Annotated in this window: 17 protein-coding genes; 8 read left to right on the top strand and 9 right to left on the bottom strand. The window is 69.9% G+C overall.

What is annotated here, in order from left to right:
* Positions 1-8: 8 nt before the first annotated feature.
* From NE2_RS11570 to NE2_RS11560, 3 genes are read right to left on the bottom strand one after another with little or no spacing between them, the layout of a single operon-like run.
* The gene (locus NE2_RS11570) at positions 9-2,432 is read right to left on the bottom strand and encodes a beta-glucosidase family protein (RefSeq protein ID WP_233429748.1); all 2,424 of its coding nucleotides are present in this window, start codon (positions 2,430-2,432) and stop codon (positions 9-11) included.
* 60 nt (positions 2,433-2,492) lie between these two features.
* Positions 2,493-2,957, bottom strand: a complete 465-nt coding sequence (locus NE2_RS11565) for a nitroreductase family deazaflavin-dependent oxidoreductase (protein ID WP_063025957.1) — start codon at positions 2,955-2,957, stop codon at positions 2,493-2,495.
* Between the two features lie 9 nt (positions 2,958-2,966).
* The gene (locus tag NE2_RS11560) at positions 2,967-3,566 is read right to left on the bottom strand and encodes a TetR/AcrR family transcriptional regulator (protein ID WP_063025927.1); all 600 of its coding nucleotides are present in this window, start codon (positions 3,564-3,566) and stop codon (positions 2,967-2,969) included.
* 200 nt (positions 3,567-3,766) lie between these two features.
* Between NE2_RS11560 and NE2_RS11555 the strand changes: the two genes are divergently transcribed.
* Positions 3,767-5,836 carry an acyltransferase family protein gene (locus NE2_RS11555; RefSeq protein ID WP_233429746.1) on the top strand — a complete coding sequence of 690 codons (2,070 nt, stop codon included), beginning with the start codon at positions 3,767-3,769 and terminating at the stop codon, positions 5,834-5,836.
* On the opposite strand, the gene NE2_RS11550 is transcribed toward NE2_RS11555, so the two are convergent.
* The 3 genes from NE2_RS11550 to NE2_RS11540 are packed head-to-tail and all read right to left on the bottom strand — an operon-like array spanning position 5,811 to position 9,743.
* Entirely contained in the window at positions 5,811-6,743 is a 933-nt protein-coding gene (locus tag NE2_RS11550; RefSeq protein WP_063025925.1) for a glucosyl-3-phosphoglycerate synthase, read from the bottom strand. The genes NE2_RS11555 and NE2_RS11550 overlap by 26 nt on opposite strands.
* Before the next feature lie 10 nt (positions 6,744-6,753).
* The gene (locus tag NE2_RS11545; RefSeq protein WP_063025924.1) at positions 6,754-8,322 is read right to left on the bottom strand and encodes an ArnT family glycosyltransferase; all 1,569 of its coding nucleotides are present in this window, start codon (positions 8,320-8,322) and stop codon (positions 6,754-6,756) included.
* Positions 8,319-9,743: a condensation domain-containing protein gene (locus NE2_RS11540; RefSeq protein ID WP_063025923.1), complete on the bottom strand. Its 1,425-nt coding sequence runs from the start codon at positions 9,741-9,743 to the stop codon at positions 8,319-8,321. The genes NE2_RS11545 and NE2_RS11540 overlap by 4 nt, the downstream gene beginning before the upstream one ends.
* A 249-nt stretch (positions 9,744-9,992) precedes the next feature.
* Between NE2_RS11540 and NE2_RS11535 the strand changes: the two genes are divergently transcribed.
* The gene (locus NE2_RS11535; protein WP_063025922.1) at positions 9,993-11,039 is read left to right on the top strand and encodes an alpha/beta hydrolase; all 1,047 of its coding nucleotides are present in this window, start codon (positions 9,993-9,995) and stop codon (positions 11,037-11,039) included.
* Here NE2_RS11535 and NE2_RS11530 read toward each other — a convergent pair.
* Positions 11,036-11,923 carry an IclR family transcriptional regulator gene (locus NE2_RS11530; RefSeq protein ID WP_063025921.1) on the bottom strand — a complete coding sequence of 296 codons (888 nt, stop codon included), beginning with the start codon at positions 11,921-11,923 and terminating at the stop codon, positions 11,036-11,038. The two genes, NE2_RS11535 and NE2_RS11530, sit on opposite strands and share 4 nt — an antisense overlap.
* Before the next feature lie 65 nt (positions 11,924-11,988).
* Here NE2_RS11530 and NE2_RS11525 point away from each other — a divergent pair, with 65 nt between their 5' ends.
* From NE2_RS11525 to NE2_RS11510, 4 genes are all read left to right on the top strand, one after another.
* Positions 11,989-13,449, top strand: coding sequence for a hypothetical protein (locus tag NE2_RS11525; RefSeq protein ID WP_233429745.1), 1,461 nt, complete (start codon positions 11,989-11,991; stop codon positions 13,447-13,449).
* A 399-nt stretch (positions 13,450-13,848) separates the two neighbouring features.
* The gene (locus tag NE2_RS11520; RefSeq protein WP_063025919.1) at positions 13,849-14,595 is read left to right on the top strand and encodes a DUF8020 domain-containing protein; all 747 of its coding nucleotides are present in this window, start codon (positions 13,849-13,851) and stop codon (positions 14,593-14,595) included.
* A gap of 107 nt (positions 14,596-14,702) precedes the next feature.
* Positions 14,703-15,101, top strand: coding sequence for a BlaI/MecI/CopY family transcriptional regulator (locus NE2_RS11515; RefSeq protein WP_030515798.1), 399 nt, complete (start codon positions 14,703-14,705; stop codon positions 15,099-15,101).
* The gene (locus tag NE2_RS11510) at positions 15,098-16,090 is read left to right on the top strand and encodes a M56 family metallopeptidase (RefSeq protein WP_063025918.1); all 993 of its coding nucleotides are present in this window, start codon (positions 15,098-15,100) and stop codon (positions 16,088-16,090) included. Before NE2_RS11515 ends, NE2_RS11510 begins: the two co-directional genes overlap by 4 nt.
* A 49-nt stretch (positions 16,091-16,139) precedes the next feature.
* Here the strand turns inward: NE2_RS11510 and NE2_RS11505 are convergent, their stop codons facing one another.
* Entirely contained in the window at positions 16,140-16,766 is a 627-nt protein-coding gene (locus tag NE2_RS11505; RefSeq protein ID WP_063025917.1) for a hypothetical protein, read from the bottom strand.
* 71 nt (positions 16,767-16,837) lie between these two features.
* Positions 16,838-17,803: a helix-turn-helix transcriptional regulator gene (locus NE2_RS11500; protein WP_063025956.1), complete on the bottom strand. Its 966-nt coding sequence runs from the start codon at positions 17,801-17,803 to the stop codon at positions 16,838-16,840.
* Between the two features lie 168 nt (positions 17,804-17,971).
* On the opposite strand from NE2_RS11500, the gene NE2_RS11495 reads away from it, so the two are divergent.
* Together NE2_RS11495 and NE2_RS11490 are read left to right on the top strand one after the other, a co-directional pair.
* Entirely contained in the window at positions 17,972-18,766 is a 795-nt protein-coding gene (locus tag NE2_RS11495; protein WP_063025916.1) for a dienelactone hydrolase family protein, read from the top strand.
* 4 nt (positions 18,767-18,770) lie between these two features.
* Complete coding sequence (locus NE2_RS11490; RefSeq protein WP_063025915.1) at positions 18,771-19,637, top strand: alpha/beta fold hydrolase; 867 nt, start codon at positions 18,771-18,773, stop codon at positions 19,635-19,637.
* Positions 19,638-19,759: the final 122 nt, after the last annotated feature.

Here is a 19,759-nt window from a genome sequence, read left to right as displayed (position 1 = left end):
GGGCCGGGTCACTCGATGGGCGCGGTCAGCGGCAGTGCGATCACCGAGGTGCCGACGTGCACGGTGAACGGACCGGGTTCGGTGTCCCAGCCCGCGTCGGTCCAGTGCTGAAAGGCTCGCTGCGGCAGCGAAATTCGTACCCGGCGCACCCCGCCCGGTTCGGCGGTGACGCTGGCGAACGCGGCCAGCCATCGCACCGGCCGCTCGATCGCACTGTCCTCACGGGACAGATAGACCTGGACGACCTGCTTACCGGTCCGCTCGCCGATATTGGCCACGGTCACCTCGACGTCGTGGCCGTCCACCGCGAGATCGCTCAGCTCCCACACGGTGTAGCCGAGTCCGTGGCCGAACGGATACGCCGGTTGCACACCGGCCCGCAGCCAGGCGCGGTAGCCGATGTGCACACCCTCGTCGTAGGTCAGGGTGCCGTCGGCGGCCGGGGTGGTGTCGCGGACCGGCACGTCGGCGAGTTCCTTCGGCCAGGTGGTCGGCAGCCGGCCGCCGGGTTCGGCCGCGCCGGTCAGCACGTCGGCCAGTGCGGCGCCGAATTCCTGACCGGGGAACCAGGACAGCAGCACCGCGGCCACGTCGTCACGCCACGGCATCTCCACGGGGGCACCGGAATTCACGACCACCACGGTGCGCGGATTGACGGCGGCGACCGCGGCGACCAGGTCGTTCTGACGGCCGGGCAGCGCGAGGGTGGTCCGGTCGCGCCCCTCACTCTCCAGCTGTTCGGTGGTGCCGACGACCACCACGGCCACCTCGGCCCGGCGCGCGGCCTCGACCGCCGCGGCGAATTCCTCCTCGGGCGCGCGTTCCGGCCGCGCCACGACCAATCCGACGCCCAGGATCATGCCCAGCCCCGCGGCCGCCGACGCACCCGATCCGACCGTGATCCGGACGTCGACCTCCTGGCCGGCGGCGAGTTCGCGCGCCACGCAGCGTTGCGGCGGATCCAGCAGTGCCGCAACGGGATCCGATCCCTCGAAGGCGATATCGGTGTCGATCACCGTCGCGCCGTCGAGCTCCACCACACAATGACCGAGCGCCGCGACACCGAGCCGCCACTCACCCGCCACATCGGCGCGCAGTCGCGCGCGCAGTTCGATCGCCGACGCGGCCGCCGCGTGCGGATCACCGAACAGCACCAGCCGGCCCGCCGTGCGGTGCTGGGTGTCGAGGACACGCTCCCCGTCCAGATAGCGCAGGCACAGTCCCGGTGTCCCGGTGGCCGGGTCGGTGACCAGGTCCAGCGGCACAGGTATCAGATCGTCACCGGTGCGCACCCCCGGCGTGTGGGTGACCGGCAGCACCGCCGACAGACCCTCGACCGGCGTGACGGTGTGGTCGGGGATCACGGTCGCGCTACCGCCGCCCATGTACCGCGGCTGCGCGGCGGCGGGCCCCAGCAACGCCACCGAGGTCTGCGGCGGCAGCGGCAGCACACCGTCGTTGTGCACGAGCACCATCGCGGCCGCGGCGGCGCGGCGCACCAGATCGTGGGCCTGTGTGGCGGTGAAGGCGGGCACCGGCTCGGGCTCGTGCGGGGCCAGGGCGCCGACGCGATCGGCGAAGAGCAGGATGCGCCGGACCTTGTCGTCGATCGCGGACTTCGGCACGGTGCCGGCCGCGAGCGCGTCGGCGAGGGCCGGACCCCACAGCGGCGACGGACCCGGCATGCACAGGTCGGTGCCGCGCGCGGCGCCTTCGGTGCTGCGCACGGCGGTCCAGTCCGAGACGACCACGCCGTCGAATCCCCAACTGCCCTTGAGGGGTTCGTCCAGCAGCGGCGATTCGGTCATGGTGATGCCGTCGACACTGTTGTAGGCGGCCATCACCATCCACGCCCCGGCCTGCACCGCGCGTTCGAACGGATACAGGTACAGCTCGTGCAGGGCGCGCGCGGCGACGCGGACGTCGACGGTGAACCGGTCGGTCTCGGAATCGTTGGCCACGAAGTGTTTCGGGCAGGCGGCGACGCCGTGTGCCTGCACCGCACGCACATACGCGGCCGCCATCTCCGCGGTCAGCATCGGGTCCTCGGAGAAGCATTCGAAATGCCTTCCGCCGAGCGGAGATCGGTGCAGGTTCACGGTGGGCCCGAGGACGGCGTAGACGTTCTTCTGCCGGGCCTGCGCCGCGATCAGGGCCCCGATCTCGGTGAGCAGGTCCCGGTCCCAGGTAGCGGCCAGCGCGGTTCCCGACGGCAGGCTCACCGAGGGATCACGTTCGTCCCAGTTCTCACCGCGCACCCCCGACGGCCCGTCGGATACCGGCATCTCGGCGAGGCCGATCGCGGAATCCCCGGCCAGACGGAACATTCCGGCTCCGGAGATGAGTCGTAGTTCGGCCGCCGGATCCAATTGCGTTGCCAGCTGCTCGATCCGGTCGTGCATCGGCTGCCCCGTTTCGTCTCGACTGCGCATCGGCCTCGACGCTACGGGATATCGGCGGGTCGGCGCCGTATTACCCGGCGCGCGTCGGGGCTAGCGCAACCGCAACCGGACCATCGGCAGCGTGTCGACCGGCGCGCCGGTCGCTCGTTCGATCACCGCGCGCAGGTTCTGCCAGGCCCTGGGGTGCTCGCGGATGTAGTGCGCGAGCGCCGCCGCCGACTCGGCCTCGGTCATCGCCGTGGCCGTCGCGGGCACCGCGCGCCGGGTGCCGACCCACAGCCGGACTTTCGAGTCGGCCTGAATGTTGCGGTACCACTGGGCGCGCCTGCCGAAGCCGGACACGATGACGTACTCGCGAGGCCCCGGGTGGTCGACCACCTCCAGCACCACGTGCCGCTTCGCGCCGCTCGTGCGGCCGATATGTTCCATCATCAGCAGCCGCTGTCCGAAGACGAAGCCGAGACCCGCGCGATACAGCCCGATCGGGGCGCGGACCAGGATCCTGGTGTGCAGTGCCCGCGCACCCAGCCCGGCGGCGAATTCGGCGAATGCCATCATGCTCTCCTAGTCGACAATGAACCGGGGCCGCTCGTCGCCCGAGTCGCCCCGCACGCCCGCGATCCGCAGCAGCGGCGTCCCGAGGTCGAGTGCCCGGGTTCCGGGGTCGATGAGCCGATGCAGAACCAGGCCGTCCAGCGCGGCCACCAGCACGACCGCGGTCGCCTCCGGATCGGGGACGGATTCGTCGGCGCGCAGCCGGGCGGCGATCGCGGCGCGGAATTCGGCGAGTACGGCGGCCAGGCCCGCACGCAGCCGTTCGTGCCGGGTGGCGGCGAGCAGCATTTCGCTGAACACCCGGGTATCGGTGTCGGTGTCGTCATAGGCGCCGATCAGCGACAGCAGTGCGGTGATGCCGGCCGCGGTGTCGCCGAGCAGGTCGGTGGGCACGTCGTCGACCAGCCGCCGCATCATCCGCAGCGCCGCGTCGATCAGCAGGTCGTCCACCGATCGGAAGTGATAGTGCACCAGTCCGGCCCGCACCCCGGCCCGTTCGGCGACGAGCCTGGTCGTCACCGCTCCCCAGCCGCGTTCGGCGATCAACTCCGTCGCGGCGTCCATCAGCCGGGCCCGCGTCTCGCGGCCCTGTTCTTCCGCCGTGACCAACGCACCTCCTTGGTCGTTCGCCTTGGGCGAATGACCAAACTATATCGCGACGGTGGGAACCTTCACAAGAGGCCGTCGACCCGCCGTGCGCCACGCTCGCGGAGTTGGTCCCGGGTCAGGACGGTGTGATAGGGAATTGTCGTGTCATGCACCCCTTCCGTTCATCCCCTCTACACCGCCGCGCCGCCATGCCCGCGACGATGACGGAGGCGGCCGTCGATCGCGCGCGAGCGCTCGGCTACCGCCGGGACCTGGACGGATTGCGCGGACTGGCCATCGCGCTGGTGGTGGTGTTCCACATCTGGTTCGGCCGGGTGTCGGGCGGGGTGGACATCTTCCTGGTGCTCTCGGGCTATTTCTTCACCGGCTCGCTGCTGCGCCGGGCCGAGTCGAGCGGTGAGGTCGGTATCGGCCTCACCCTGCGGCGCACCGCCCGCCGGCTGTTGCCCGCGCTCGTGGTGGTGCTCGGCGCCGTCGTGGTCGCGACCGTCACGCTGCGGCCGTACACGCAGTGGGGTGATCTGGCCGGCCAGACCCTGGCCTCGCTGCTGTACTACCAGAACTGGCGGCTGGCGACGACGTGGTCGGACTATCTGGCCGCCGATCCGTCGGTGAGCCCCCTGCAACACCTGTGGTCGATGTCGGTGCAGGGGCAGTACTACCTCGCGGCCCTGCTCGTGGTGGCCGCCACGGTATGGGTGTGCCGGAGACTCGGGCGCGAGCGCGCGATGCGCCCGGCGCTGGCCACGGTGATCGTGGTCGCCACGCTCGCCTCGTTCCTGTACGCCGCGCAGGGTTCGGCGACCCATCAGGGCTGGAACTACTACGACAGCGCCGCGCGGGCGTGGGAACTACTGGTCGGCGCCGGATTGGCACTGGCCGCCGCCTCGCTGCGCGTGCCGCGGGTACTGCGCGCGGTGCTGGCGGCCGCGGGCCTGCTGGTCGTCGCGGTGGGCGGCTGGATCACCGACGGGGCGAACCAGTTCCCGGGCCCGCCGGCGCTGCTGCCGGTCGGTGCGGCCGTGGCGCTGATCCTCGCCGGCACCGGGGTGGGCGCCGAGGAACAGCCGCGGCTCACCCGGCTGCTGGCCTCGCCTCCCCTGGTCCGGCTCGGCGACCTGGCCTATTCGCTGTATCTGTGGCATTGGCCGTTGCTGATCTTCCTGCTCGCCGAACGCGGCGGCTCCCGCGCCGGGGTCGCCGGCGGTGCGGCCGTGATCGCGGTTTCTCTGGGTCTGGCCTACCTCACCCATCGCTATATCGAGCAGCCGCTGCGCCTGCGCCCCCGGCAGGAGGCCACCGCGCCGGCGTTCGGCCCCCGGTATCGCCGCACCGCCGGAGTCGCCCTGTCGGTGACAGCGGCGGTGGTCGCCTCCGCGGCGGTCACCTGGAGCGCGGTCGTGCAGACTCATCCGCCGCGGGCGGTGGGCGCCCTCGACCCGGTGCAGTATCCCGGCGCCGAGGCACTGGTCGGCGGCGCGTCGGTACCGCAGGCGCGCATGCGGCCGACACTGTACGAGGCGCCGGCGGAACTACCCCGCCCGACCGTCGACGGATGTATCGCCGACTGGGATCACCGCGAGGTCGTCAGCTGCACCTACGGGCCGGCCGACGCCCAGCACACGCTGGCGGTGGTCGGCAACTCCCACGCCGAGCACTGGATGCCGGCGCTGCAGCAGCTGGCCGAGCAGCACCATTTCAAAATCCTGGTGCATCTGAAGATGGGCTGTCCGCTCACTCTCGATCAGAACGCCATGTACAAGGGCGAACCGAATCCGGACTGCCGCGACTGGTCGCACGAGGTGATCGACCTGCTGGGCAACGAACGGCCCGAGTGGGTGTTCACCACCGGTACCCGCCCGGTCGACGCGGGCGGCGACGAAACCCCACCCGACTATCAGGACGTATGGAAGGCGTTGTCCGACAAGGGTATCCGCGTGATCGCCATTCGCGACACCCCATGGCTGCGCCGCGACGGTGTGCGCTATCGCGCCATCGACTGCCTGGCCCGCCACGGCGATCCGATCAGCTGCGGAATGCACCGCGCCGATGCGCTGTCACCGGTCAACCCGGCCCTCGACGCGGCCGCCGCCTTCCCGAACGTCTTCCCCATCGACCTCACCGATGCCGTCTGCGAACGCGACGTCTGCCCGGTGGAGATCGGCAATATCCTCGTCTACCACGACGAACACCACTTCACCGCGAGCTTCGCGCGCTCACTGGCCCCCGAACTCGGCCGGCAGCTCAGCCCCCTGCTGGGTTGGTGGTGAACAGCGAGGCCAGCGGCGGACGCTCGGCCGACGACACCGGACTCGTCACCCGCCGCCATCCCGACGCCTCGGGCCGGAACTGAGTCAACCCCATCCCCGAATCGGGAATGTCTAGGCGCGCGAGCAGGGTCGCGATGATCTGACGGCTCATCACGGCCAGTTCGTGGGTCGGCCGATTGCGATGAATCCGGATCCCCAGATCGACCTCGTCGATCGCCGCGCGACCGTAGCGGTGCAGGGTGTCGAGCAGGATGCCGATCTCGACGCCGTAACCGGGCGCGAACGGAACCGCGGTGAGCAGTGCGCGGGTGGCGGCATATTCACCGCCGAGCGGCTGCCGCACATCGGCCACCTCGGGAGCGAGTGCGGTCAGCAACGGCCGGGCCACCAGCTGGGTCACCCGCCCGCCGCCGTCGGTGTCGCCGTGCGGATTGTCGCCGAGCGGCCGGCGATAGAACCCTTTCACCAGCTGAATGCCCGGATTTCTCAGCAACGGCGCCACCAACGCGGGCACGAAGCCCGGGTCGGGATCGTGCAGGTCGGAATCGATGAATACGACGATATCGCCGGTCGTCACCGCCAGTGACCGCCACAGCACCTCCCCCTTGCCGGCCCGCACCGGCACTCCCGGCAGTGCCTCCTCGCGGGTGTACACCGCACTCGCACCCGCGGCACGGGCGCGGGCGATGGTGTCGTCGGTCGAGCCTGAGTCCACGACGACCAGTTCGTCGACGAGTCCGCCGATCAGATGCCGGATCGAACCGATCACTCCCGCGATGGTGGCGCGCTCGTTCAGGGCCGGGATCACGACCGACACGGTCCGGTCGCCTTTGGCCCGGATGAGGTCGTTCACGCCGACATCGTGTGCGGGAGAAGCGGTTCCGGCGGCGGGTGCGGCATAGGTCATCGATATCTCCTCAGATACCCGGGTCCAGAATGTCGGTCGTCAGCTCCGGCCACAGCCGCGCCCAGGTGTCGCGCGGCTCGGCGCACCGCCAGATGGTCACATGGGCGTCGATACCGGGGAACCCGCGCGGATCGCCGAGGCGCACAAGGGGCTCGACGATGGAAAACATTCGGCGCAAACGCATTTCGGCGGTGTCGGTATCGACGTAAATGATCGTCGTGGTGCCGGGTGGCGGGCGGCCGAACTCCGCGAAACCGCGATCGGGACTGTAGACCGGCGGCAGTCCGGGCGGCCCGAAACGATCCAGCGCCGCGGCCTGCCAATAGGTCCTGGTCAGTATCGCGGTCCGGGCGTGATCCGGACCGGCTCGTTCCACGGCCAGCGACGCGCCGGCGACGAGGGTGTCCCAGCCCGTAGTCCCCGAAACCCGCATGCGCGTGGACAATTCGGCACGCGTGGTTACCGGTCGCGGCGGGCTGCCGGATGGCAACAGCAGCACCACCGCGAGCGCGATGACGATCGACACCGTCGCGGCGGTGAACGCGGTGGCTCGCGACCATCGCACCGGAAACCGCTCGGCCAGCACGCAGGCGCCCGCCGCGAACAGTACCGGCAGCAGCCCGGCGACGTAGTAGGGGCGCCCGCCGGTGACGGCCACGAACAGCACCACGACGCAGGTGGCAACCGCCAGGAAGCGGTGGTCACGCAACCGGCGACTCGCGAAACCGTAAGCGGCACAGCCGATCAGCACCACACCCAGCATTCCGGCCATAGTCACCAGCTGCACCGGCAATCCGGTCGTGCCGCCCGTCGCGGCACGCTGCTCGTCGCGGATCACCGCCCCCATGGCCAGCTGCGGCCAGCCGTGGCGCTCTTGCCACAGCAGCGCGGGCGCCGCCGACACGGCCGCGACGGCGGCGGCGGCCCACAGCGCGGGCCGGCGCACGACCTCACGCGGTCCGCAGCAGGCGATGCCGAGGGCGAGGGCGGCCACGACGACGGGCAACAGCAGTTTCACCTGCAGATCGATCGCCGCGACCACTCCCGCGATCAGCAGCAACCGGTCCGCTCGGGTCCGCACCCAGCGCGCCGACAGCCAGGTGAGAACGGCGACGGCCGTACTGTCGAGAGCGAATGTCGACAGCGACGCGGTCTGAGTGACCACATAGGGGCAGCAGGCATATCCGATCGCGGCGAGAATCCGCGCGGCGCGGCCGCCGCCGAACTCCCGCGCCAGCGCCGCGGTGACGACGATCGCCGCCACCCCGGCCAGAATGGCCGGCAGTCGAAGCACGGTCGTGGAATCGGGCGCGACAGCGTGCGCGGCACGCGCGAGCAGCGGAACGAGCGGTCCCTGATCGACGTATCCGGCGGCCGGATGATATCCGGCGGCGACGAAGTACAACTCGTCGCCGAACCAGTCGTACCGCGCGGCCCGGGCCACGAGTATCGCCGCGGTGAGCACCGCGACCACGCCGACCCATACCGCGCCGGAAGAGATGTCGCGACGCGCGACGGCATCGGTGAAACCGTTTCCGGCCGAGGCGGTCTCGCTACGGCTCGGGGCGCGCTCGGTCACAGTAATGCGGCATCGACCCGTTCGGTGCCGGTCAGAGCGATATCGCGGCACAGTTTCGTCAGCGTCGAAAGATAGTGCGCCACGGCCTCGTGCGCACGCGGAGTATCCGGGAACACCATGCTCAGCTGGGTGACGTCGGGGAAGCGGTTGATCCACAGGTAGACCTCGCTGGAACTGGCCCGGTTGCCGTACAGTCCGCCGTTGATGCGGTCGAACATCTCCGCGCCCGCCATCCGCCGCACATCCACGTAGGAGACCATCGGCGCGGAGAAGCCGAGCCGGGTGCGGATGCGCGGATCGTCGGCGGCCAGCTCCAGCACGCGGTGCACGCACACCTGTGCCAGCTCCTTGGCCGCATCGGCCTGGGTCTGGGCGCGGCCCACCAGCGAGGTGAACGTCTCGTCCGGCCGCACCGCCACCGCGACCGGCACCAGACTGGTGTACCAGCCGATCGCCCCCTGCTCCCCCGGAGTCGAGCGCGTGTTGACCGGCGTGAACACGAAATACCTGTCCCTGCCGGTCAATTCGTATTCGGTGAGCGCGATCGCGGCGAACACACCGCCGAGGAATTTCCCGCCGAAGTCCTGGCACACCTGCTCGAACCGCAGCGCCTCCGCCTCCTCGAACAGCGGCACGGTGATCTGCGCGCCGCGGGTGAATCCGCTCGCGCCCGGCGCCACGCCGAGGTCCATCGGGAACGACGGCACCGCGCCGCCGTGGCGGATCAGCAACTCCAGCCAGCGCTGCACCGGCGCGGATTCGGTGGTGAGCTCGGCGTTGTAGCTCAGTTCCCGCGCACAGTAGGCGAGGTGCCCGTCGACCGGTGCGATGGGCACCTGTCCGCCGGACAGTTCGTTGCCGTAGAGCAGCAGCAGATCCACGCACGACAACGCCTGCCCCACACCGTCGGTGTGCAGGTGGTCCACGGCCGCGTAGACGGTGAACGAGTCGCCGCGGTCGATGACGCCGAAACCGAAACAGTCCCAATCGAATACGTCGCGCGCGTGGCGCTGCACATGGTCGCGGACGGCGTCGCTGTCGGTGACCTCGCCGTAGTCACGAGGCTCGAAGTCGATATCGGCCGGGTCGGCGACGTGGCGGGCGATCCGCTCACCGGGTTCGCAGGAGAACCAGCTCCAGAACGTGTCGTGGCGGCGGGCGAACGCGGTGATCGTGCGGGTCATGGCGTCGCGCTCCAGCGGGCTGGGAAAGTCGAAGGCGATCATGCACAGCCGGGACGCGCGAGATCCGCTGTCGCGCTGCCGATATGCCGCGCGCAGATACTCGCGCTGCTGGTACGACGGGCCGACCGGGTGCTCCGGGGCGGCCAGGACCGCCGCACGCGACTGCGACGTGGGTGCCCAGGCGATCAGTCTGCCGGGCTGCGGATGCCAATCGTCGAAGAAACCGAAACCGACCATGGAAACCCTCGTTTCGTCCAGATGTGACGACGCGCCGGCGCCGGCCGCGCCGCCGAATCACGCGGACCGAGTCAACGGCACCCGCGCCGATCCGCCAACCGTCGCCGTGGAAGTTTGTGACCTTCCCCAGATCCGGTCGAGTCCGATAGGCCGTCGGTCCCAACAGTCGGCGCAACACCTTGCGACCGCGACCTTCGCGGGCCTACCTTGACCGCCGTCCAGACCCGCCGGAACGAGAGAGGTAGGCGGATGATTCGCCGCTCACTGCCCACCGCCCTGCTGGCGTCGGTGCTGACCGCGGCGCTGTGCGCGGCACCCGCGGCGGCCGACGATCCACCGCCCGCCCCGGTGAGCATCGCCGCGCTCACCGCCGCCGCCGAGCCCGCCGCCGACGGCGCCCACCTGCTCGGAGTCGAGCAGGAAGCCGACGGCATGCTGAATCTGCGAGTGCACTCCGCGGCGATGAACCGCGAGATCGAGGTGAAAGTCCTTCGGGCGCCGGACGGTTCGGCTTCCGCGCCGGTGTTGTATCTGCTCAACGGCGCCAGCGGCGGTTCGGAGGCCAGCAGCTGGCCCGAGCAGACCGATATCGTCGATTTCTTCCGCGGCAAACAGGTCACGGTCGTGACGCCGATGGGTGGCAACGGCAGCTATTTCGCCGATTGGCGCGCCGACGATCCCGTACTCGGCCGGCAGAAGTGGTCGAGTTTCCTCACCGCGGAGCTGCCGCCGATCATCGATTCGGCCTTCCACGGCTCCGGAGCGAATGCGGTGGCCGGTATCTCCATGGCCGGCACCTCGGTATTCCAGCTGGCCCTGGCCGCGCCGCAGCTGTATCGGGCGGTCGGGTCCTACAGCGGCTGCGCGCGCACCAGCGATCCGCTGGGCCAGGCGTTCGTCGACGGTGTGGTGCTGCGGTGGCGCGGTGATCCGCTGAATCTGTGGGGCGCGCCGAACGATCCGCTGTGGGCGGCCCACGATCCGTACGTGAACGCGGACCGGCTGCGCGGGCTGGCGATCTACGTCTCGACCGGCAACGGAATCCCCGGCCCCCTGGACAATCCGGACGGGCCCGGAATTCACGGCAACAACCGCAAACTCATCGAGCAGCTCGTCTACGGCGGGGTGCTCGAGGCCGCCACCCACAACTGCGCGATCGCGCTGCGAGACCGGCTGACGCAGTTGAACATTCCCGCGACGTTCGACCTGCGCGCGAACGGCACCCACTCCTGGGGGTACTGGCAGGACGATCTACACCGCTCCTGGCCCCTGTTCGAGCAGGCTCTGAACCGCTAGCCCGCCGCCGCGATTCTCCGTGCGGCGGAGACGGTTTCGCGCACATACTCGGCGCGCTCGGCCGCGCCGACCGCGGCACTGAGCGGGCCGATCTGGACTTCCATCGCCACCCGGTCGCCGTCGAGGACCGGGACCGCGAGATAGCTGATCGGCAGTGCGCGATCGCTGTCGAGATCGGCCCGGCTGTGCGCCGCGCCGCCGATCGTGGCCAGCAGTGCCAGAACCCGCTCACGCAACGCCTTGTCCGCGGGACGGTCGGACAGATGGTCGACCACCTCGGCCAGCACACGCAGCGTCGGCAGGCTGGCCGCGTCCAGGCCCCACGCGCAATATCCCAGTGCGCGAACGGTTTCCAGCACCTGTTCGAATTCGGCCCGGCGCTCGGGTGGCGCCTGCTGCAACCACGCGCGTTGCGCGGGCAGGCCGGCGTGGGCCAGTACGGCCGCGCCCGCCGGGGGGCGCAAGGGAATTCGGGTGCCTGCCTCGATTCCGGCCGGGATCAGACCGGGCCCGCCCGCCACCGCGACGAAGATCACCTCGCTGCCCGCGATGGACGTGAGGGCGGCACCGCAGCCCACACGTTCGGCCAGCCGGCGCAGCTCCGCCTCGAGGTGGTCGTGATCACGCAGGCGATCCCGCAGCCGCCCGCCCAGCACCAGCAACGCCGGACCGGGCTCGTAGCCGAGATCGGGAAGCCGCCGCACCCAACCGGTTTCTTCCAGGGTGCCCAGGATCGCTCCCATCGTGGAACGGCTCAATCCCAGCGTATCGGCGATTTCGGCCGAGGTCAGCGCGCCGTCGTGCGCGACGAGCAATTCCACCACCGACACCACCCGCCGAGTCGGGGGCGAGCTTTCGGCCCGTCCGGTGTTGCCAGTCGGCACGGGGTCTCCTAACCTGTCGCGATACGAATAATTGAATCATTCGATACGAATAATCATATCGAGGAGTGCTTGTGCGACGTAAGGGCTTTACCGGGGGCGCGGTCACTTCGATCGCGGCCGCCGCGGCGGCGATACTGACCATCGGCGCGGGAACCGCGAACGCCGCGTTCGGCCCACCCCCTCCGGTCGATCCGTATCTCGGGCCGGTCGGCACCGCCACCATGCACGGCGATGCGGAATCCTCCGACAGCACTCCCCTGCCGGGCGTCGGTACCGGCGCGGTGAACGCACAGTTCCGGGAACTGGCCGCCGCGTGCCCGACCATTCTGCAGGGCGCCGACGGCATGCCGCAGGCGTTGTGCACCACCGTCACCGACCGTTCGCCCAAGATATTCCTGCTCGACCCGAACAACGGTCAGCCGCTCACCTCGCTGTCACTGCCCAAGGGCGGACTACTCGGCGGGGTCTACGCCTATCTGGACAACGCCGACCACATGGTCGTGGTCGACGGTGACGACAATCTGGTACGGGTCGCGCATACGAAGGAGGGCAACGGCTGGAAGCTGTCCATCGCCTCCTCGACGCCCCTCGGCGCCGCCGTGACCGGCCACTGCGGCGGGAACGGCTGCGACAGCGTCGCCTCGCTGATGCCCGATCGCGACGGCCGGGTGTGGTTCGCCACCGCCAACGGCGCAGTGGGCGCGGTCGACCCGAACACCGGTGCCGCGCAATCGATCACACTGCCCGGCGAGCACGTCGACAACAGCATCTCGACCGCCCCGGAGGGCACCGCCGTCACCACCGATCACGCCACCTATCTGTTCACCGCGGACGCCTCGGGCGCTCCGCACCAAGTGTGGCGCCAGCCCTACGATCGCGGCCCGGCGCGCAAACCCGGGCAGCTCAGCTGGGGCAGCGGGGCCAGTCCGACCTTCTTCGGCCCGCGTGACGGCACCGATTATCTGGCGATCACGGATAACGCGGTGCCGCAGGAGAATCTGCTCGTCTACGACACCCGCACCGGCCACCCGGTCTGCTCGGTGTCCGCGGTGGACGGCACCGAGAACTCGCCGATCGGCTCGGGTAACAGCGTCTTCGTGGCGAGCACCTACGGCTATCCGTATCCGGCGCTGCCGGACAACGCCGGTCCGAGTGAACCCGACAAAGCCGATTTCACCGGCGGCATGGTCCGCGTCGACGTGAATGCCGACGGTAACGGCTGTACCCGGAAATGGAGCAGCGATGTGAAATCCGCCGCGGTCCCCCGGCTTTCTTTGGCGGACGGCAAGATCTACACCGTCGCCCGCAAGAATCAGATCGCCGGCATCGATACCGGCAGCGCCGGAGCGGTGATCGACACCTATCACCTCGTGGTGATCGACGCGGAAACCGGCACGGAGAATTCCAGCCGGTTGATCGGCACCAGCACCGTGCACGACACCCTGCAGATGGTCGGCACTATCGCGCCGGGACGCGTGCAATACCAGGGCACCACGACCGGACTGTTCCGGATCACACCGAGCTGAACGGGAATTCGACCACGCAGGGGCGAGACCGCTACCGGTCTCGCCCCTGCGCTTTTTCGGATCGCTCGAAGGTTGCTACTGTGGTTGTCCGGTACGCGCGATCGTCTACTAAATGCGTACGTACATAGTCGAATAGTCGCAGCGGCGTCCGGAACATGCTCGGCCCATTGGCTTCTCACGTTAAATGCTTATTACGCAGCTGTATCCGATTGGTTAGCAACATTTCTCAACCGTAAACGTTTCTGCGTCGCACCTTTACGCCGGGTTGGCACTCGTTAATCTCAGTTCGCGCGATCCGGATAATCCGGATTTCGCACCGGCAGCGGATAATTCGGCAATTCTCCCCCTGGAATTCCCGATCGCTCGCCGCCTTATCCGATCGACCACGATGAGGATCCGATGAACAAGACCACCCGTTTGGTCTCCGGCGCGACCATAGCTCTGATGGTGACCGGTGCCGTAGCAACCACCGCCACCACTGCCAACGCCGCCACCGGCACGCCCGCGGCCCCCGCCGCCGGCGCACCGATCGCCGCCGACCCGTTCACACTGACCACCGACATCCTTCCGGGCGTGCGCTACACCAGCAACACGCAGGACGGCTCGGTCAGCATTCAGACCGGACTGGGCTCGCTCACCACGGTGGGCACCCAGTTCCAGGTCAAGGACGGCAACGGCGCCCTCGTCGCCGGTACCGCCCTGACCACCTCGCCCAAGGCCGAACAGGCCGCCACCGCACCCGCCTCGCTGCCGGAGACCCAGCAGGCGGCCGCCGAGCAGCCGGCGCCCCAGTCGGCCGCCGTCGAACAACCGGTCACCTCCGCCCAGCCGATCTACACCCAGGACGAGTTCAACTCCGCCCTGAGCGTGGCCGCCACCCAGTTCGGACTGGCGACCGGTATCGGCAGCCTCGCCGGCGGCGCGGTGGGCGGCATCACCGGCTGCGTGCTCGGCGCGACGATCGGCTTCGCCCTGGTGCCGGAGTTCTTCCTCGGCAGCGGCGCGGCCGGCTGCCTGGTCGGCGCCGGACTCGGTGCCACCGTGGGACCGCTGATCGGCGCCGCCATCCTCGGCGTGCCGGTCGGTATCGCCAGCGCGGTGCAGATGTACAACACCCTCAACGCACCTGCTCCGGCCGCCTCCTGAGTCGGCTCCCCCACCCTGTGGCCCCGTCGTTCCGGCGGGGCCACAGCCGTTCCCGAGGGCCGGGAATGGGTACTATCCCGGTACGTAGTCGATGGTGGAGAGGTGCGATGGCACATCGTTTCGGGGATCTGGAGGCGGTGGTGATGGACCGCATCTGGTCCGCTCCCGACACCATCACCGTGCGGACCGTGTTCGAGGACCTGCTGCGCAGCCGGGAAATCGCCTACACCACGGTCATGACCACCATGGACAATCTGCACCGCAAGGGCTGGCTGGAACGCGAACGCGACGGCAAGGCCTATCGCTATCGAGCGCGCCTGAGCCGCGAACAATACAGCGCCCAGCTGATGCGCGAGGCGCTCGGCGGCGGCCGCTCCGATCTGGTGCTCGCCCATTTCGTCGAGCAGATCTCCGACGACGACACCGCCGCGCTACGCAAGGTGCTGCGCCGCGCGAAAACCCGCAACGCCCACACCGAGCAGCCGGGTACCGAGGTCGCCGAGTGACCCTCGCGCTGTGCCTGCTGGGTTATTCGGCACTGGTCTGCGTTCTCGGCCCGCCGATCCTGACCCGGCTCACCGCGCACGGCAGCGTCCCCACGCTCGGAGTGCTGGCCTGGCTCACCGCGATCGCCGCCGTCCTCGGCGCCTGGGCGGCCGCCGCGGTGGCCCTGACCGTGCAGGTCGCCCACACCTGGGATCTGCCGATGGCCCACCTGTTCGACGACTGCTGGGTCGCCGTGCACGCCACCGCCGACGGCAGCCACGGTCCCGTCGCGCAGTCCGCCGCGTTGATTTCTGCCCTCGCACTGATCGGATTCGTCGTGGTGCGCGGCGTGCGGGTGATCGGTGCGGTGGTGCGCGCGGGACGCAGCAGCGCCCGGCACGCCCGCTCGGCCTCGCTCGTCGGGAGGAGACTCGACGACGCCGGCGCGGCCGCAGCTGTGGTCATCGATGCGCCGCAGCGGGCGGCCTACTGTGTCGCGGGGCGGCCGGGGACGGTGGTGGTGACCAGCGCCGCGGTGGCCGCGCTGGATCGGCCGCAGCTGGCGGCGGTACTCGCCCACGAGGACGCGCATCTGGCCGGGCGGCACCATCTGATTCGGGCGTCGACCCGCGCGCTGACCACTACCCTGCCGCGCATTCCGCTGTTCGCGGCCGCCGACGACCGCATCGCTCACCTGCTGGAAATGTGCGCCGACGATCGCGCGGCCGGTCGCCACAGCCGCACCGCCGTCCTCACCGCACTGCTCACGCTCTCCGGAGCCACCGGGGACGCCGAGATCCGCTCGCTGCTCCCGGATACGGCGCTGGGCACGAGCACACTCGCTGTCGCCGACCGGGTGCACCGGTTGGTGCGCTCCGAGTCGCGCAGGAGGCGCGCCGGCCGCGGACTCCCGCTCGCGCTGTTCGCCGCAGCGGTCGCCGCGGTGCCCGCCTCCGGATATCTGCTGGTGCATTTCGGGATGGCAGGCTGTCTGCCCTTCGTCCACTGACACGGCGCGGGGACCGGCCCGTTCGAAACCGGTCCCCGCGCAGGGTCGTTCAGTTGTAAACGGCGCCGAACGACGGGACGGAGATGGTGCCCAGCTGGTACTGGAAACCGTCGGGGTTGGCGTCGGAAACCGGAACCGGCCACCGGTGCCACAGCGTCCCGTACACCGCGGCCACCACCATGCCCGCCCCCGGATCGAAAACAGGGGTGCGGATGGTGGTGTCCACCGGCACGTCGTTGTGTTCGATCAGCGTTTGGGTGCCGCTGCGCCCGTTCGACAGGTTGTACCAGACGACCTGCAGATTCGCCCCGCCCTGATTCGGGGCGATGGTGCCCGGGCCACCGAAGAAGCCGAGGCGGAAGCCGTCGTAGTTCACCGCGATTCCCGACCCGTAGACGCCGGGGCCGGTGCCGCGCCCGATGTCGGATTGGGCGGGAATCTGGAACGGCTGGGCGGGCAGCGCCGCCTGCTCGACGGTCGGCCCCGCGGCGAGCAGTCGATCGATCGCCTGTTCGGCCGCCGGATTCCCGGCCGCCGCCGCGCGCAGATGGGCGGTCGCCGCGGACCAGTCCACGGCAGCCGGTTCCGCCGCGACGGGACCGGCGAACACCACGGCCGCCGCCGCTGCTGCCGCCGCGGCCGCGGTGAGACGATGGGTGACACTCAGTCGACGCATAACCAGTTCTCCTCGAGTATTCCGGTACAGCTTGCTGAGAAATTGCGATATATCCTGTCACCGTAGCTTTTTCATCCCCGAGTGCGCGATGCGGCGCGCTGCAATCGGGCGGCGAGTTCGCGGACGTGGTCGGCGACCTCGGGCGGGGAGTCGACGCGGAAGTCGCAACCGAGCCGCAGCAGCCGCAAGACCAGCCACTGCATGGTGTCGGCCTGGGTGCGCAGCCGGCAGGTGTGGTCGTCGACTTCCTCGACCTCGCCGAGCGCAGCCGCGGACGCGCGGATATCGTCCGCCGGGGCGAACACGGTGACCTCCGCGCGATACACCGGTGCGAGCGAATACAACGAATCGCGGACGTAGGTGGCCGCATCCTCGGCGGGCAATTGCCGTGCCTCGGTGCGCAAGCCGATCGGCTGCGGATTCTCGATCCGGTCGATCCGGAAGATCCGCCAATCGTCGCGCTCGCGATCGAAGGCGACCAGATACCAGCGCTGTCCCGCAGCCACCAAACGATGCGGGTCGACCAGTCGCCGGGTCCGCGCACCGGCGTTCGAGCGGTAGCCGAACCGCAGTTGTTCCCGCCCGCCGATCGCGGCCGCCAGCACCGTCAGTATCCCGGTGTCGACCGGCGAATCCGATGTTGGGGCAAGGGTTTCGGTGGCGGCGCTGACCGAGCGCACCCGGCTCCGCAGCCGGGCCGGCAGCACCTGCTCGAGTTTGGCGAGCGCTCGCACCGCCGCCTCGTCCGCACCGGGCAGCGCATGCGCGGCGACGGTCCGCAGCCCGATCGCGGTCGATACCGCCTCGTGGTCGTCGAGCAGCAGCGGCGGCATCGCCGTCCCCGCGGCCAGCCGATATCCGCCGTATACCCCCATCGTCGCCTGTACCGGATAGTCGAGTTCGCGCAGCCGATCGATATCGCGGCGCACGGTCCGGGGACTGACACCCAGCCGCTGCGCCAGCTCGCTGCCCGACCACTCGCGCGGTGTCTGCAGCAGCGACAGAAGGGTGAGCAGGCGCTGCGTCGTATCGGTCACCACGTCATTCTGACCCGGAACTAGGACAGTTTCCGACCGTTATGCGCGACGCTGGCCGAGCGCGTGATCCGCCACGTCGCCGGTTCAGCGCTGGGGACAGCGACCGGTCTGCGGCAGAATGCCTGTGCCGCAACCTGATCGGCAGGTCGCGGCACGCTGGAGGCGGGAATGACCGAGGAAATCGTGGGCCGGCATGCCGAGGTCGAGGTGGACGGTGCACCGATGACGGTATATCTGGCGCGGCCGGTGCGCGGCGGCCGGTTACCCGTGGTGCTGGTCGGCGCCGAATTGTGGGGTCTGACAGCCGAAGTGCGGGCGGTGGCCGACCGGGTCGCCGCGCTGGGATATGTGGCGGTGGTCGCGAATCTGTATCACCGATGCGGACCCGAGACCGCCACCGGCCTCACCGAATCCGACGAGAACCGGGCGCGGGCCTTCGAGCTGCTCGGCACGCTCACCCGCGACGGCGTGGAAGCCGATCTGCGTGCGGCCGTGGCCTTCGCCCGCGAGCATGGCGACGGCGGCGACACCACCGGCGCCCTCGGTTTCAGCCTCGGCGGGCACATCACCTACTTCGCCGCGACCCGGCTGGATCTGGCCGCCGCGGCGATCTTCTACCCCGGCTGGCTGCCGGTGGCCGGTACCGCGCTGAGCATCCCGGATCCGCTGCTGTCCTACACCTCCTCGATCGCCGAACGCGGCACCCGCCTGCTGATCCTGCTGGCCGAACGTGACCACGTGATCGACGCCGAGCAGCGCACGGCCATCGACGCCGCGCTCTCCCAGGCGGGAGCGGAGTACGAACTGGTCGTCTACCCCGGTGCACAGCACGCCTACTTCTTCCCGGGACGGCCGGTGCACGACGCGGCGGCCGCGGCCGATTCCTGGCAGCGCGTGACCGAGCTGTTCGCCGCGAAATTGGGTTCGGTGACCGATGAATTTCCGGCGCGTGCCTCGTCCTAGGAGCATGCAGACACAGATCCTCAGTACACCCGAGGCCGATCTCACCTACGACGTCCGCGGTCCGCTGCCCACCGCCGACGGGCGCGCGCCGCTGCTCATGGTCGGCCAGCCGATGACGGCCGACGGTTTCGCGACCCTGGCCACCTACTTCCCCGACCGCACCGTGATCACCTACGACCCGCGCGGGCTGGGGCGCAGCGTGCGCAAGGACGGGCGGGTCGACCATTCGCCCGTCGTGCAGGCCGAGGATCTGCACGCCCTCATCGAGCAGGTGGGTGGTCCGGTGGAGATCTTCGCCAGCAGCGGCGGAGCCGTGACCGCACTGGCCCTGGTGGCCGCGCACCCCGGCGACGTGACCACACTCGTCGCGCACGAGCCGCCGATCCTGCCGGTGCTGCCCGATGCGGAAGCGGCCCGCCGGGCACAGATCGCCGTACGAGATGTGTACGAGGCCAAGGGATTCGGCGCGGCGATGGCCGCCTTCATCGCGATGGCATCGTGGCAGGGCGAATTCACCGACGAGTTCTTCGCCCTGCCCACCCCCGACCCGGCGCAGTTCGGCATGCCCACCGAAGACGACGGTTCCCGCGACGATCCCCTGGTCTCGGACCGCTCCTGGGCGGTCAGCGGCTACGTTCCCGACGCCACCGCACTGACGGCGGCCCCCACCCAGATCCTCATCGCGGTCGGCGAGGAGTCGGCAGGCGGACTGACCGCCCGCACCGCCGCGGCCACAGCCGCCCTCCTCGGACAAGAGCCGACCGTCTTCCCCAGCCACCACAGCGGTTTCGTCGGCGGCGACGCCAGCTACGCGGGTCAGCCGGAGGCTTTCGCGAAGCGGTTGCGAGAGGTACTCGACGCCCACCGCTGATTCGGAAACCGTTCACGGCGAGCGCTTTATCTCGCCGTGGCGGTCTCGTCGCCACCGCCCGCGCATACCAGCGAGGTCTGAGGCCAACCGCTGCACCGGTTTCCGGCGTGGCGGCCGCTGTT

Origin of the sequence: Nocardia elegans NBRC 108235 (genome assembly GCF_001612845.1) — a bacterium.
GTDB classification, from domain to species: domain Bacteria; phylum Actinomycetota; class Actinomycetes; order Mycobacteriales; family Mycobacteriaceae; genus Nocardia; species Nocardia nova.
This window is presented reverse-complemented; position numbering and strand designations above follow the sequence as displayed.